Origin of the sequence: uncultured Desulfobulbus sp., from assembly GCF_963662935.2 — a bacterium.
In the GTDB taxonomy this organism is placed as follows: Bacteria; Desulfobacterota; Desulfobulbia; order Desulfobulbales; family Desulfobulbaceae; genus Desulfobulbus.
Window position 1 is genome coordinate 266,338 of sequence record NZ_CAXXTL010000002.1, and the last position, 15,838, is coordinate 282,175.

Annotated in this window: 10 protein-coding genes and 1 pseudogene; 6 read left to right on the top strand and 5 right to left on the bottom strand. The window is 49.3% G+C overall.

Going from position 1 to position 15,838, the window contains the following annotated elements:
- The first annotated feature begins 93 nt into the window (after positions 1–93).
- Entirely contained in the window at positions 94–1,095 is a 1,002-nt protein-coding gene (locus tag ACHZCX_RS05630) for a uroporphyrinogen decarboxylase family protein (protein ID WP_319586259.1), read from the top strand.
- A gap of 142 nt (positions 1,096–1,237) precedes the next feature.
- A complete protein-coding gene (locus ACHZCX_RS05635) occupies positions 1,238–3,181 on the top strand; it encodes a glycoside hydrolase family 2 TIM barrel-domain containing protein (protein WP_319586260.1) in 1,944 nt (647 codons plus the stop codon).
- Between the two features lie 342 nt (positions 3,182–3,523).
- Here the strand turns inward: ACHZCX_RS05635 and ACHZCX_RS05640 are convergent, their stop codons facing one another.
- The 5 genes from ACHZCX_RS05640 to radA all read right to left on the bottom strand — a co-directional run bounded on the left by ACHZCX_RS05640 (position 3,524) and on the right by radA (position 8,500).
- Positions 3,524–4,267, bottom strand: coding sequence for a biotin--[acetyl-CoA-carboxylase] ligase (locus ACHZCX_RS05640; RefSeq protein ID WP_319586261.1), 744 nt, complete (start codon positions 4,265–4,267; stop codon positions 3,524–3,526).
- A gap of 153 nt (positions 4,268–4,420) precedes the next feature.
- Positions 4,421–4,777: a four helix bundle protein gene (locus ACHZCX_RS05645; RefSeq protein WP_319586262.1), complete on the bottom strand. Its 357-nt coding sequence runs from the start codon at positions 4,775–4,777 to the stop codon at positions 4,421–4,423.
- Positions 4,778–4,870: 93 nt separating this feature from the next.
- Positions 4,871–5,728, bottom strand: coding sequence for a carboxylating nicotinate-nucleotide diphosphorylase (gene nadC, locus ACHZCX_RS05650; protein WP_394708813.1), 858 nt, complete (start codon positions 5,726–5,728; stop codon positions 4,871–4,873).
- Positions 5,729–5,886: 158 nt separating this feature from the next.
- Positions 5,887–6,816 carry a quinolinate synthase NadA gene (gene nadA / locus ACHZCX_RS05655; protein ID WP_319586264.1) on the bottom strand — a complete coding sequence of 310 codons (930 nt, stop codon included), beginning with the start codon at positions 6,814–6,816 and terminating at the stop codon, positions 5,887–5,889.
- Positions 6,817–7,117: 301 nt separating this feature from the next.
- Entirely contained in the window at positions 7,118–8,500 is a 1,383-nt protein-coding gene (gene radA / locus ACHZCX_RS05660; protein ID WP_319586265.1) for a DNA repair protein RadA, read from the bottom strand.
- A 228-nt stretch (positions 8,501–8,728) separates the two neighbouring features.
- On the opposite strand from radA, the gene ACHZCX_RS05665 reads away from it, so the two are divergent.
- The 4 genes and pseudogenes from ACHZCX_RS05665 (at position 8,729) to ACHZCX_RS05680 (ending at position 15,793) form a co-directional block, all read left to right on the top strand.
- Positions 8,729–10,588 carry a glycoside hydrolase family 20 zincin-like fold domain-containing protein gene (locus tag ACHZCX_RS05665; protein WP_319586266.1) on the top strand — a complete coding sequence of 620 codons (1,860 nt, stop codon included), beginning with the start codon at positions 8,729–8,731 and terminating at the stop codon, positions 10,586–10,588.
- Positions 10,589–10,657: 69 nt separating this feature from the next.
- Complete coding sequence (gene thiE / locus ACHZCX_RS05670; RefSeq protein ID WP_319586267.1) at positions 10,658–11,302, top strand: thiamine phosphate synthase; 645 nt, start codon at positions 10,658–10,660, stop codon at positions 11,300–11,302.
- An 86-nt stretch (positions 11,303–11,388) separates the two neighbouring features.
- A pseudogene (locus ACHZCX_RS05675) lies at positions 11,389–11,946 on the top strand (transposase).
- A 685-nt stretch (positions 11,947–12,631) separates the two neighbouring features.
- A complete protein-coding gene (locus tag ACHZCX_RS05680) occupies positions 12,632–15,793 on the top strand; it encodes a helicase-related protein (RefSeq protein ID WP_319586268.1) in 3,162 nt (1,053 codons plus the stop codon).
- Positions 15,794–15,838: the final 45 nt, after the last annotated feature.

Genomic DNA, 15,838 nt, shown 5'->3' on the forward strand with positions numbered 1-15,838 from the left:
AGATTATCACATGAAATAGGGGTAAGATGTTATCGATGGTCTGATAACAGATCATCGATATATCCGCGAAGATGCGGGAGGGAGAATAATTCAATGAATTTCATAGGTACATTCAACAAGATGGAAAAACCGGTGAAGGCTCCGCTTGCGGGATTCCCGGGGAAAGTCTTTACTCATACAACCGTAGAGCAGAACCTTCATGACGGCACTCTGCAGGCAGAAACAATTATCGCACTGCATAACGCAGTCGACCTGGATATTGCATTCCCGATGATGGACCTTACCGTCGAAGCAGAAGCTCTCGGTGCTAAAATCAACTGGCACATCGATGAACTTCCGGCAGTCACCGGCATCAAGGTAGAAACCATCGAAGACGCAGAGGCACTTGTAATCCCGGAAATCGGTGTCGGCAACCGGCTTAATGTGTTCGTAGATACATGTTCAGCTTTGAAGAAGGCATTTCCAAACAAACTCGTTTGGGCATATGTGCTTGGTCCCTTCTCCATAGCGGGAAGACTCATGGGGATGACAGAGATCGCCATCGCGACAAAGTTAGAGCCTGAGCTGGTTCATGCGGTGCTTGGTAAATGCAACACATTATTGAAGAAATACATTAAAGCTCTCCTTGATACAGGCGTAGACGGTCTGATGGTGCTTGAACCCGCATCCGGTATGTTGAATGTTGATGATGCAAACGAGTTCTCCAATGACTACATCAAAGAACTTGTCGCTCTGATCAAATCTGAAGGCAAAACCCCGTCCCTGCATAACTGCGGCAGGATTCAGCATCTGGTTGAGAGTCTGTGCGCAACCGGCATTGAGGCGCTTCATGTGGGATCTGTTACCGATCCGCAGGCGATCTACCCGCGCGTAGCACAAAATGTGGTCCTTATGGGCAACCTTGATCCAACCGAGATATTCTTGCGCGGCACACCGGAATCAGTCCGTGAAGAGACTTTGAAGCTCTATGACAGGATGGCTGACTGCGAACGGTTCATCATCTCATCCGGCTGCGACCTTCCACCCGGAACTCCGATTGAAAATCTGAAAGCCTTCGCATCGACTGTTTCCTCTAGAAGCAAGGTGACAGCGTAGACCGTTTTATCAGATAGTGAACCAACCTCCCGCATTAGCCCGGACAGATTATTCTGCTCCGGGCGCTTTTTTTGAAGGTATTTCCACTGCTTTTGCCCAATATCTACACTTGGTATTCTAATCATACAAATAAGGATTTTATATGAAAACACAATATGATTTGTCACAGCTTAACTGGCGTCTCACCGGGTGGACGCCTTATATCTGGCGTTTGACTCAGACGATGGAGATCGGGGAGACACCCAGCTCAGAGGTGCTTGCGGTTCCGGCGAAGGTGCCCGGCTCAGTGCAGGAAGCACTCAGAACGGCAGGCGTAATCGCTGACTGGAATGTCGAATCCAACTGGCTTGGATGCGAATGGGTAGAAAACCGCGACTGGATCTATGAGGCTGTTCTGCCAAAAGAATGGTTCGAGAGCGGGAAAACCTATCGCCTGAACTGTCTTGGTCTTGATTACAAGGGAAGCATCGTCCTTAACGGCAAGATCATCGAGAAGTTTTGCGGATCATACACACCATACACCTTCGATCTGACGCCGCATCTTGCGGAAGAGACAAATGTCCTGCAGATCATCTTCGAGAACTCCCCAAGATGGCTCGGTCAGGCTGGATTCACAAGCCAGATTGTTGAATGGAAACCCCGATTCTACTACACATGGGACTGGTGTATCCGCCTGATGCAGATCGGCATCTGGGACGCCATATACATCGAAGCGACGGACAAACAGGAGATCGCCGACTTCCAGTGCGTAACAGGAGCGGTTTCATCAGCATCAACCGGCTCACTGAGGTTACAAGGCCGTGCGCTGGCATCTGATGGCGCGAATGTCACTATCACCCTTGCGAAGGATGGCAAGGTCATCAAAGAAGAGACCCTCTCAGCATCGCAATTCACATCGGTGGGAGTCGCATGGAACGGTATCCCCATCGAACTCTGGCAGCCGAATATGTTCGGGGAACAGCCTCTCTACGATGTATCATGCGTGATGACCGGTGCTGACGGCAGGGCGATCGACTGCATAAGACGGAGAGTCGGCTTCAAGGAGCTGACCTGGATGCAGAACGAAGACGCACCTGAAGGCGCCGATCCGTGGATATGCGTCGTCAACGGGAAGCCGATCTTCCTGCAGGGTGTAAACTGGGTTCCGATCCTTCCGAACTTCGCGGAGGTGACCGAAGCTGACTATCGAAAACGAATCTCCCTCTACAAAGAGCTGGGATTGAACATCTTCCGCGTATGGGGCGGCGCCGTCCTTGAGAAGGAGATCTTCTACAACCTGTGCGACGAAGCCGGGATCATGGTCTGGCAGGAGTTCCCGCTCTCGTCATCCGGCATCGACAACTACCCGCCAACCGACCTGAAAGCTATCGATGAGATGGCTGCCATCGCGAAGACATACATCGACAGGCGACAGCATCATGTGTCGCTTGCTGCGTGGTGCGGCGGTAACGAGCTGATCAACGCCGACTGGACGCCGGTCGATGATACACATCCAATGCTTGCGAAACTGAAAACCGTTGTTGAGGCGAACGATCCTACACGAAGATTTCTGCCTACATCACCGTCAGGACCCAGCTTCGGCGCTGATCCGGCACACTACGGTGAGGGACGTCACTGGGACGTTCACGGCCCATGGAAACCCACCGGCGATATGTCATCATGGATAAAAGAATGGGAAGGCGACGACTCCCTCTTCCGTTCAGAAACCGGATGCCCAGGTACATCGTCAGTCGAGATTATCAAGAAGCGAGCAGGACATCTTAATCCGCTCCCTGTGTCAATGGAGAATCCGCTCTGGCGGCTTCCGACAGCATGGTGGATCGAAGGCGACAAGTTCGAAGCCGATATGGGCTACCAGCCGTCTACAATTGACGAGTATGTAGAATGGAGCCAGAAACGCCAGGCAGAGTCCCTCAGCATCGCGGTGAAGGGCTGCAAAGACCGTTTCCCGAAGTGCGGAGGCGTGATCATCTGGATGGGCCACGACTGCTACCCATGCCTCGCGAATACATCGATCGTAGACGTGAACGGCGACCCGAAACCGGCAGCCCTCGTCCTCGCGAAGATATTCAGAGAGTGGAAATAGGGTAGATGCGGTGATGGGGCGAAAAGGCGATGGGGTGAGGAGCGATACCAAAACCTGAATGCATAAGAACAGAATGTCACCATGAATAGAGTGAAGGATCCCGTAAACGCAGTGATTTCATACTGGCAGGATCCTTCATTTTCACTCAGATGACAACTATTTATAACTCGAATGAAGAGTATCACATGAGTCAGGGAGGGCGAAGCTCCCGCTGAGCCTGAGTATCATTTGTTACCCCAGGTTCGGCAGGAGCCTCCCCGTCCCAAACCATAGATCAATCGCTTACCGAAATAGCCTCGATTACACACGGTTGTTTATTAAACATGTAAGATCAGCCGCAAATCACCCATCCGCTCTCCAGATCGTTTCGCCGGTGTGGATGGAGACGCGGGTTCCGTCCGGACGTTCTATGACCAGAGAGCCGTTGTCATCTACGCCAAGCGCAGTTCCCTCAAGCAGTCCGTCAGGCGTATCTACTGAGATGTTTCTTCCGGCAGTGCAGTCCAACTCCCTCCAGCGTGAAATTATGGGAGTGAAACCTTCATCACTGTAGACGGTATACCACTTGTTGATCGACGCAAGCAGACTACCTTCGATGTTACTGATTTCAATCGTAGCGCCAAGTTCCTTCGAGATCGATGTCGCTTTACGCGCGATTTCCGCGGGAAAGTCCGTGTTGTTCACATTGACCCCAATACCCGCGGCAACCGCCGCATGACGTTTCTCGTCGCCTTTGAGGGTCTCAATGAGTATTCCGCACACCTTGCGCCCATTGATCAGGACGTCGTTCGGCCACTTCAACTCCGCATTGAGTCCTGTTGCCTCTCTTATCGAATCTGCTGCCGACACCGCCATCACGAAAGCCATCTGCCAGAAGTCCTTCAACGGAGCCTTTGGATGCAGCACAACACTGAGATAGAGTCCAGTGCCGGGTTGAGACACCCAGTCCTTACCCGGACGTCCCCGCCCCGCGCTCTGAGTCTCAGCAACAACGACAGTCCCCTCAGACGCACCATTCTCCGCCATCGTCCGAGCGATGTCGTTGGTTGATGTGATTCGGCTGTAACGGAAAATGGTGTGTAGCATATTAGGCTGAAGGCTGAAGGCTGAAGTAAAAGCAGGTTGGTTTTCCTTCAGTATTTTGAGCCTACATGTACCTTTCTCAATGAAATTATGATTGAAAATTAAAGGCTGAAGATTGAAGGATGAGTAATATCTCGCTCAATCAATAGTTTAACCTTATTTTACGCGCATTGAGCGGATTAGGGCAGATAATGCCTTTTCGGTTTCGATAATAAGTGCATTATAATCGGAATCTTCTTTATCATCGATGAATCCAAGGCGTTGTGCTAATCCAAACTGGTAATGGAGTTCCCTTATAGAACCAAATGCAATTTGCAGAAAATGAAGATATTCTGCCTGACTGGTTCTCGCACAACCTTCAACAATGTTCGAAGGAACTGATATCGCTGCTCGCCGCATCTGAGAAGTTAGTCCATACATTTCCTCTTTCGGGAAGGATCGCGTTACCTCATATACTAAAAGTGCAACCCTATCAGCAAGTTCAAATGTGCGAAGCTTGGAGTGATCGCGCATACATTATCTCCCAAAATTATAGATGAAGTAAAAACTTACAGCATATATACCAAATTTACTTGTGAATCCCCTTCAGCCTTCAGTCCTCAGTCTTCAGCCTATAATATCTAGACTGATATCAAGCGCCCTCGCCGAATGCGTAAGTGCACCGATGGAGATCAGGTCTACACCGGCTTCGGCGATGGAGATGATTGTCTCTTCTGTGATGCCTCCGGATGCTTCGGTGAGCGCTTTACCTTTGCAGAGGTCGACTGCTTGGCGCAGCATTTCAGGGGTCATGTTGTCCAGCAGGATCATGTCTGCTCCTGCTGCCAGAGCCTCCTCGACCTGCGATACGGTATCCGTCTCAACTTCGATTTTCACGGTGTGTGGTGCGCATGTTTTCGCGCTTGTGATAGCCTGAGTGATACCTCCGCACGCCTGGATATGGTTATCTTTAATCAGAACCGCATCATAAAGTCCGAACCGGTGATTACTTCCGCCGCCCATCCGCACGGAATACTTCTCAAGCATCCTAAGTCCGGGAGTCGTCTTGCGTGTATCGATGATCTTCGCCTTGGTATGCGCCACCATCTCAACGAACTTGGCGGTCCGTGTGGCGATCCCGGACATCCGCTGCATGATGTTCAGCGCAACCCTTTCGGCAGTGAGGATGACGCGTGTTGAACCCTCAACGAGCGCCAGTGTCTGACCAGGCTCAACCACATCCCCATCAGTGGCAGATGCGGTAAACAGGAACTCATCTACATTGTAGTAGCTGTTTGCCGTCAACCCGAATACCAGCGATGCAACATCGATCCCAGCAACAATGCCGTGCTCCTTAGCGATGATGTACCCATTCGACACAGATTCCGAAGGGATGGTCAACTCGGTAGTGATGTCGCCGCTCCCGATATCCTCAATGAGCGCCCGCCTGACGATGTCTTCTATTTCAAGGTAATTCATGTTAATAACCCCCATGTGTGATGTATCGGGAAACCCTTTTCCCGATACCGGAAATGTAAATTCTGGGACGAATGAGATGTATGGGACATCTGGGATTACCGGAAGGTGCTAACTCATCATCACTGAGACCTGGCTTTCACCAACCACCCCTACAGCCTAATCTCCTAAGTGACGGCAATCATTCGCTCAATTGAGCCGCGCGCCTTCTCGATGATCTCTTGTGGAAGCTCAATCGGGTACTGCATATCTTCAAGTGACCATGCCAGTTTCTCCAGGGTGATCTTCTTCATGTTCGGACAGACTGTCTGCTCAGATGGCGAGTAAAACGACTTATCAGGATGACTCCTCTTCAAACGATGTAGTATCCCCAGCTCAGTAGCGACGATAAATTCTTTCTCCGGACTCTCGTCCACAAACCGGATCATGCCGGATGTACTGAAGATGCCGTCCGCAAGATCAAGCACCGCACGGGTGCATTCGGGGTGTGCGATGACAATTGCATTCGGGTGCAGTTCTTTCTGCTTCAAGATCTGCTCAGGTAAGATTCGATGATGGGTTGGACAGAATCCTGAGAATGGGATGATCTTCTTTGTCGTGCGCGCCGCAACGTAATCCGCAAGGCACTTATCTGGCACAAAGAGTATCTCATCTGCATCAACTGAATCAACAATCTTGACTGCATTGGCAGATGTGCAGCAGATGTCTACCTCAGCTTTCACCTCGGCAGATGTGTTCACATATGCCACAACCGGTCGTCCCGGGTATTTCGCCTTGAATGCCCGCAGCTTCTCGACGGTTATCATATCAGCCATCGGACACCCGGCCTTGATGTCCGGTATCAAAACAGTTTTCTGAGGTGACAGGATTTTCGCCGTTTCCGCCATGAAATGCACACCACAGAACACAATCACATCAGCAGATGTGTCCGCAGCTTTACGGCTCAACTCCAGGGAGTCGCCCACGAAGTCTGCCGCGTCCTGCACCTCGTCAATCTGATAGTTATGCGCAAGTATGATGGCATTCCGAGCCTTCTTGCGCTCCTGGATTATTGTCATCAAATCTGATGTAGATTCATTTGTTTTTTTATATACCATGATATCACTTCCTGGATTGTCATTAATCTTTATTTTACATGGATAGACTGGATTAACAGGATAAAAACGGATGATTTTGCGTATGTAGGGAGCGGACGCCGCTCCGCTCCGTCTTGTTTCACATAATACCTAAGTCTCTTAATGGGAAGATCTGCGGGACGCTCAGCGAGCGTCCCCTACGCACATCAAGAAACCTTGATCTCTATCCTGCCCATCCTGCTAATCTATGTTAATATCTCAAAAGCAGCTATTCAGACTTCGCCAGCCACCCCTACAGCCTAAACACCTACAGCCTAATTCCCTACTCGGATTTCGCCGGTTTTCTGAAGACGCCTATCGCAGCTTCGATTCCCTTGAAAACCGACTGCACACCTGCGACCTTCATCCCATCAGGTGTGGTCTTCTTGTTGTGCGAAGGAATTATCGCCCGCTCAAAACCCAGCCGGGACGCCTCTTTGATCCGCTTCTCAGCCTGTGATACGCCGCGAACCTCACCCGCAAGCCCAATCTCGCCAATGATCACCACTTTCGGATCTACAGGCATGTCCTTCAAACTGGACGCTATCGCTGCTGCAATTGCCAGATCAAGGGCAGGTTCTTCTATCTTCACGCCGCCGGTTACGTTCACATACACGTCCTGGTTAGCGAAGCTGAATCCTGCACGTTTCTCCAAAACCGCCAGAATGAGCATCGTGCGGTTGTAGTCGACACCGGTTGCCATCCGCCTTGGAGCCGCAAAATACGATGGAGCCACAAGTGCCTGCACCTCAACAAGGAGCGGACGAGTGCCTTCGATTGCGGCTGACACAACCGATCCTGAACTGTGCAGTGGTCGTTCAGACAGCAAAATCTCAGATGGATTGGAAACCTCACGCAGACCTTCTTCACACATCTCGAATATACCGAGTTCATCCGTAGAGCCAAACCTGTTCTTCACCGCGCGGAGTATCCGGTATGACTGATGACGGTCGCCCTCAAAGTATAACACCGTGTCTACGATATGCTCAAGCACACGCGGTCCTGCGATTGCACCTTCCTTGGTGACATGGCCTACGATGAATACCGGTATCTTACTGCTCTTCGCAATCCTGGTCAGGATAGATGTACATGAACGCACCTGGCTGACCGTTGCAGGTGCCGATTCCAGCTCCGGGTCGCGCATCGTCTGGATGGAATCGATGATCACCGCACCGGGTTTCAGACTCATGATGCAGGCTTCAACCTGTTCGATGTCCGTCTCCGATGCCAGATACAGCTTATCAGATGCCACACCCAGCCTGTTCGCGCGCAGTTTGATCTGTTCCGGAGATTCCTCACCGGATATATAGAGCGTAATCTCATCGCTTCGACTGAGATTCCCTGCCGCTTGTGTGAGCAACGTCGATTTACCGATGCCGGGATCACCGCCGATCAATACAACCGAACCCGGGACGATTCCGCCGCCAAGCACACGATCCAGCTCCTTTATCCCGGAGCTGTGCCGATGGTGTTCACCCACTATAACCTGCGAGAGAGGTTTCGGCGGATCGAAGACCGGCAGCACATCACGTTTGGATGAGGTTGCGCGCGGTGCAGCTTCTTCATCGAATGTATTCCACTGCTCGCACTCAGGGCATTTACCTGCCCATTTAGGAGTCTGGAATCCACATTGCCGGCAAACATATCGGGTGTGTGTCTTCGCCATATATTATCCTTATAAATTGCATACCTGAGAAATTATACCAAAATCATAGCTTTGGTTCAAATGGGGTTATCTGCATTCCGCCGTGATTGGTATGATGGGACGTGTGGGACATATAGGACGAATGGGAATCTGCTTGAATTATCAGAGAACCAATTTGAGAAATATAATTCCTGTGAAATGATGGTATAATTCCCGTATCTAAGATTTATTTAACAGGAAGAATCTCTTATGATATATAATCTAAATAAAACTATAATTCTATCATTAATCCTGACTCTCACAGTTATCATACTCATCATAGGTGCAATCGGAGCCCATGCTGATCAAGTATCTACCAACCTGCCGAAAGCCGCAATCCGAATCATACCCACGCCTCAGGATATCTCCTGGAATACACGAGATGAATTCAGCATCAACGCCAAGACTCGGATAGTGATCAATAGCCATCCAGATGAGAAAGACAGGTTCACGGCTGCACAACTCCAAAGGAAGATCTGGGATGTTACCGGTTACAACCTGAAGATAGTGCAATCTAAAACAGGCGCTCCAACAAACAATGTCATCGCAATTGGCAGTAGGTCCGGGAATAGGGCGGTCGCATCACATCTCAAGCACTGGAAGGCTGCATCTGGCAAGAAACCAAAAACAGAAGGATACATACTCGGCATCAACAAGGACGCAGTTGTCATCGCAGGATTCGATCAGGCAGGGACATTCTACGGATGCCAGACTCTCATCCAAATCATCGAGAGATTTGGCAAAAACAGGATTGATGGTCTTTTCTGTTACGACTACCCGGATATGCCGTGGCGCGGGACGATGGTCAGAGTGCGCGGCAACTTCGATGTCGACTACACAAAGGAAGTTGTTTCAGAGATCATGGCGAGGTATAAACTCAATGTGATCGAGTTCCACATCTCATACGGAACCATCTGGCCATCACATCCCGAGCTATACTACGACCGCAAGGACCGAGAGCCGAACCCATCAAGCCTGGCACAGGTGAAACAAGTTGCCGATTTCGCGCGGAAGCACTTCATGGAGGTGATCCCCACCGGTCCGAGTTGGACTCACTCCTGGGAGTGGCAGACTGCCGAGGATATGAACTCCGACTTACTGGAATCCCCGAATGCCGGGGGTACCGCCGAGAACCTCTGCCCCTGCAATCCGAAGGCTCAGAAGCTGATGCATGATCTACTCCAGGATGAGATAGATGCATTTCACCCGAAATATATCAATATGGGTTGGGATGAAATCGGCTCAATCGGTGAGTGCCAGTATTGCAAAGGCGAAGATCCAGTCACCTTATTCACAGAATTTCTGAAAAACGACCGAGACTATCTGGCTTCGAAGGGGATCAAGATGCTGATGTGGGCTGATATGCTTCGCCAAGACCAGAATGGCGGTGAGCCGTGGAATCTCTACAAAGCTGTCTCCAAGATACCGAAAGATATCATCCTCTGCGACTGGTTCTATACCGGGCATCATACCGACTTCCCATCTCTGAATATATGGAATGAGAATGGTTTGCAATCACTGGGAGCGCCGTATGGCGTTTACCCTCCCGGGATCGAAAATATCTATTCCTGGTGCCAGGCGGCTAAACGGCATAGCATATTAGGCGTAGTGGCATTCAACAAGTATCGGTGTGGCAGCAAACAAACCTCACTTAACAACCCGGATGAACTCGCATGTTTCCCGTTCATCGGCGAGTGGAGCTGGTCTGCTGATAAACCGAACTTCGACCCTGCACCTTATAATGGTGCAGAACTGGTAAGAGCCCAGTCATCCCCTGATGTGCCGACAGAGTTCAAGGCTTCGATGCAGGACGGCAAGGTCACTCTTAGTTGGAGGAACCCACCAGAAACCAAGTTACAGGCGACATGGATCTGCTTCCGCACCGATCGATTCCCGACCGACCCTCGAAATGGGAAACTTGTTGCCGATGTTTCGGGTTCCGCCAATAGCCGGATGACATATACACATCCAATTGCACCAACAAACGGCAAAGTGTATTACGCAGCCTTCTCGCATGACAAGGTTCGACATTTTTCTCCGGCTGCGGTTACAGTTCTGTCAAGACCTTGAATGCGGTTTGATATGATAGTATGATATTAAAGTGCAATCAACCCGATAGAATACGACAAAGGAATAACGATGAAAAACGAATTGATGAATAAACTAAACGGCGTTTATGTGATTACCGACGAAACGATTTATCCGGGACGCACGCATGTACAAATAGTAGAAACGGCTCTCGAAGGCGGAGTAACTGTCATCCAGCTTCGAGATAAACTGGCTTCTGATGAATATATGATAGAATGCGGTAAAACGATTAGAAAACTGACATCTGATGCCGGTGCCCTTTTCATCGTGAATGACCGTCTAGAGGTTGCGCTGGCGTGTGATGCAGATGGTATGCATGCAGGGCAAAGTGACCGTCCGGCAAAAGAGCTTCGGCAAGCGCTGGGTGACAAGCTGCTTGGGATATCTGCGGTAACAGTAGATGAAGCCAAACGCGCCAAGGCAGATGGAGCAGATCATCTGGGCGTAGGACCGGTATTCAACACATCGACAAAATCAGATGCCGGTGATGCAACAGGCGTTTGTGTGCTTCCACTGTTGAAGGCGGCAACGTATCTCCCGATAGTTGCAATCGGCGGAATCAATGAATCAAACATTGCGGAGATTGCCAAATCAGGAATTGAGTCAGCATCAGTGATATCTGCGGTCGTATGTGCTGATGATATGGTATCGGCTGTAAAACGGCTGGTTGCCATCTGGAACGAAAACAAGAGCTAGCCTGAATTATTCATGAATAGAGTAAAATGGGCACACTCTGTCGAATAGTATGTTACCACGACAAACTAAAAACAGAGGTATGCCCAATGACAAATACGACATTATCACTTGATTTTCCTTCAGTATCTAATCATGAAGTAGTAGTTCTTTTTGATGGAGGCGATATCAGTTCAGATGCCGGTGTTGCTCTGGTATCTGCTGCAGACAAGAAGATGGGACTAACGTCCTTACTTGCACTGGCATTTGATGATAAGCGAGATCAGGTGAAGGTAGACCATTCAATAAAGCTTCTGATGCAGGAACGGATCTACGCTATTACATGATATGAAGATGCAAATGACCTTGATAGGCTCCGATATGACCCGGCTCTTAAGACAGCATGCGGTCGATTGCCCAAGACCGGACTTGACTTGGGGAGTCAGCCGACAATATCAAGACTTGAGAATGCAGTTGGCAGAAGAGACCTGATCAGGATGGGCCGCATAATCGCAGAGAATGTGATTGCGCAGCTTCCTGAAAGATCAAAACAGGTAATACTTGATGTTGATGCCACAGAGGACCCATGTCACGGGCAGCAGCAATTGGAATGCTTCAATGCGTTCTATGGGAGTGTACAGCAGCGGATGTTGCCACATGCAATGTGATCGGTATTTATCTGATTACGGGTTGGTGGAAGTCACGTACCAACCAGGGAAAGTGGAATAGCAGGGCACGGTATACACTCATTGTCTCATTGAATACTCCGGATCAAAGGATTGATTTATACACCCCGGTTATAAATATGCTTAATATACCTACAGAAATAATCGTATAATTACAAAGAAGAATTAATTAGGATTGCAAAGACGGCGAAAATCTAGGAATAACTATCATAGGTATAGTGAATTGGCATAGAGTATCAGAAGTGGCATAGAATTGGCATAGCGAGGAAAAGAAACACATATGATCAGGTACTATACAATCGTTGAAATCGTGAATAAAATGACATTGTAGTTTATGCTAAATGGCGGAAAAGAAGAGTGGAAACGCCCTTTTAAGGCGTGGGTCGTGCGTTCGATTCGCACCGGGCTCACCAGTTTTCATGAGGAAAGAGACTCCCAGTCACTTAGGATTGGGGGTCTCTTTTATTATCGTTTTGCATTCTCTAGCAAATGAAATGTGTCTGGTTGTTATTTGTTGTATATTGTTTCAACGAATATATTTGCTTGACAATAGTTGGCAATCAGGTATATGCTTATTTATCTCTCTATTATACTTGTAATGGATTTGCTTAATCATTTGATAATCAAATGTAGTCATCGTTCATAGATTGGCAAAGGAGAACAGTTAATGAGTTCTAATGCGATCAAGCGCCAGGGGGGCGATCTATTCATCGTTGATAACAGCGACGCTGACTGGAAGGTTCTGCAATACCTTCGCGAATGGACGGAAATCGCTCATGCATTCGATATCGCTACCGGGTTCTTCGAGATCGGCTCGCTCCTTGCCTTGGACGGTCAGTGGCAGAAACTTGACAAGATCAGGATTCTCCTCGGCGATGAGATGTCCAAACGCACGAGAACGGCGCTCCTTGATGGTGTGAAACGGGTTCAGGACAGGCTTGACGAAAGTATCGAGTCTGAAAAAGAGAAAAACGATTTCCTTGCCGGAGTTCCTGCTATCGTTGAGGCAATGCGTAGTGGCCAGATTGAGTGCCGTGTCTACAATAAGGACAAGTTCCATGCGAAAGCCTATATCACCCATGCGAAACAGGCGATCATCGGTTCATCGGCGCTGGTGGGATCGAGCAACTTCACGGTTCCGGGACTGACGCAGAATGTCGAACTTAACATTCAGATACGCCGCGAGGTTGAACTCCTTCAGGAGTGGTATGAGGGATACTGGAGCCAGGCGCTAGATATCTCTGCCGATATCCTCAAAACTATCGAACACCACACGCGTGATTATTCCCCTTTCGAGATATACGCTAAGGCACTTCAGGAGTTCTTCCGCAGCCATGAAATAACAGCCTCGGAATGGGATCTCAACCAGTCGAAGATATACCCAATCCTTGATGAGTATCAGAAAGAAGGCTATCATTCCCTTATCAAGATTGCGCGTAATTATGGCGGCGCTTTCCTGTGTGATGGTGTCGGACTGGGCAAGACATTTATCGGTATGATGGTGATTGAGCGGCTTATTGAGCATGAGCGAAAACGTGTGGCTCTATTTGTACCGAAGGCAGCTCGAAAACCGGTTTGGGAAGCGAAGTTGAAACGTTATCTCGGACACCAAGGCGGAGACTTCAGCAATTTGGTAATCTTCAATCATACCGATCTCAATCGCGGTGGAGAGTTCCAGGAAAGACTGGAGCGTATTGCGAAACTGGCTGATGTAATCGTGATAGATGAAGCCCATCACTTCAGGAATCCGGGGATCCTCGGTGAAGACACCGGAGGAAAAATGGGGGAGGGGGTAACACGTCCCTCCAGATACCGACGCATGTATGAGTTAGCCGAGGGTAAAGAGCTATATCTACTTACTGCAACTCCTATCAACAATAAGCTGATCGACCTTCAACACATGATCGAGCTGTTCTCACGCAAGGAGCAAGCTTATTTTAAGAAAGCCCCCCTTGGCATTCATTCTCTTCCGGGACATTTCCGTATACTGGAGAAAGCTCTTCAGAAACAGGTGGATGCCAGTAATGCTGATCTTGAAATGCTCACTGAAACCAACCAGGTTGAGGCTGAGGAGATTCTCTTCAGTGATAGATTATTTAGAGAGCTGGTTGTCCAGCGGAGCCGTGCCTATGTTCAACAGAGTCAGAAACAACAAGGCATAGACAATGCGCTTTTCCCAAGACGGGAAGATCCGAAAGTAGCTGATTACTCAATCAAGAAGACATATGGGAATCTGCTGACTGAAATCGAAGACGCATTTTCGAAACAGAAGCCGTTGTTCAGTCTGGCCATCTATTATCCATTAGCATACTACATCGGTCCCGATTCCAAAATCAACGTATTCGCTGAGAACCGGCAGAAGGCGGTTGTGGCTCTCATCCGCACATTGTTCCTGAAACGATTCGAGAGCTCGGTGTGTGCATTTGAATCGTCCTGCGAGGTTCTCCTGATGCGGTTGTTATCATTTTTCAAGAAGCATGCGAATGAAGGAGATAAGCGCAGAATAGATCGATGGGAGGCCCAGCATGCGAGTGTGCTCGCCCACATACTGCAGCACCAATCCGAAATCAATGATCTTGATTCGGACGATGAGGACGACGATCTTATCACGCCGGAGATGCTGGAGTCAGTAGAGGAACTATCACGCGAAGAATATAATGTGGATGCGATACTTGATGAGACAATCCTCGACCTGGATCAGATCGCCTCGTTCCTTAAAGACCTGATGAAATTTAAACCATCCAATGATGACAAGTTGCGCGCCCTGATTCGTCTCCTCAAGGCAGATCCTGTGCTGAGTAAGCACAAAGTCTTGGTGTTCACAGAGTATCAGACCACGGCGCGATACCTCAAGAGGGAACTCGAAAAGGCTGGCATTACCGGTGTCGATGAAGTGGACAGTTCCGCCAAACGCGATAGAGGTGAGATTGTCATGCAATTCTCGCCTTACTACAATGACACATCGTCCGAGGGCCTAGCAGAAAAGAAACTCAGTGAGACCAGGGTGCTCATCTCAACCGATGTGCTCTCTGAGGGCTTAAACCTTCAGGATGCCACCCGCCTCATAAACTACGACCTGCACTGGAATCCTGTACGGTTGATGCAGCGTATAGGCCGTGTTGATCGTCGCCTGGATCCTATGATTGAAGCTCGAATAGTTACCGATCATCCTGATCAAGCTAAAATTCGCGGAACTATCACTTACTGGAACTTCCTGCCGCCTGATGAACTGGACAACCTCTTGAACCTCTATGGCAGGGTGTCGCATAAGACACTGCGCATCTCCAAGGTTTTCGGTATTGAAGGGAAGAAGCTGCTGACTCCGGATGATGACTTTGACGCGTTGAAAGACTTCACCCATGAGTATGAAGGCTCAGCGACTTTCCATGAGAAGCTCCGGTTGGAATATCAGCAGTTGTTGAAAATGGATGCCAGCCTCGAAGATCGTCTGAAAGCGTTTCCGAGTAAAGTCTTCAGTGGGAAGGATCACCCATCGCCGGATTCACAGGCGATCTTCTTCTGTTACGCCTTACCCGCGGCTCCTGCTATGATCGAGAACCCGGACCCATCGGAATGGACCGAGGAAGCCGGGCAAACCGGTTGGTATCTCTATGTTGTGGAGACAGGTAAGATTACAGCTGAACCTGCTGAGATAGTCGATATCATTCGGTGCGATCCCGATACTCCGCGCAAACGGAACCTGCCGAATGAGACTCTCACCGAGATACGAGCTAAGGTTGAGAGGCACATCAAGAACACATATCTGAAATCAGTCCAGGCGCCCATCGGTGTCAAACCGGCGCTGAAGGCCTGGATGGAATTGGCATAAGGGAGGCTCATCTTGCAAGATAGAGAGACGCTGAGAAATATCAAG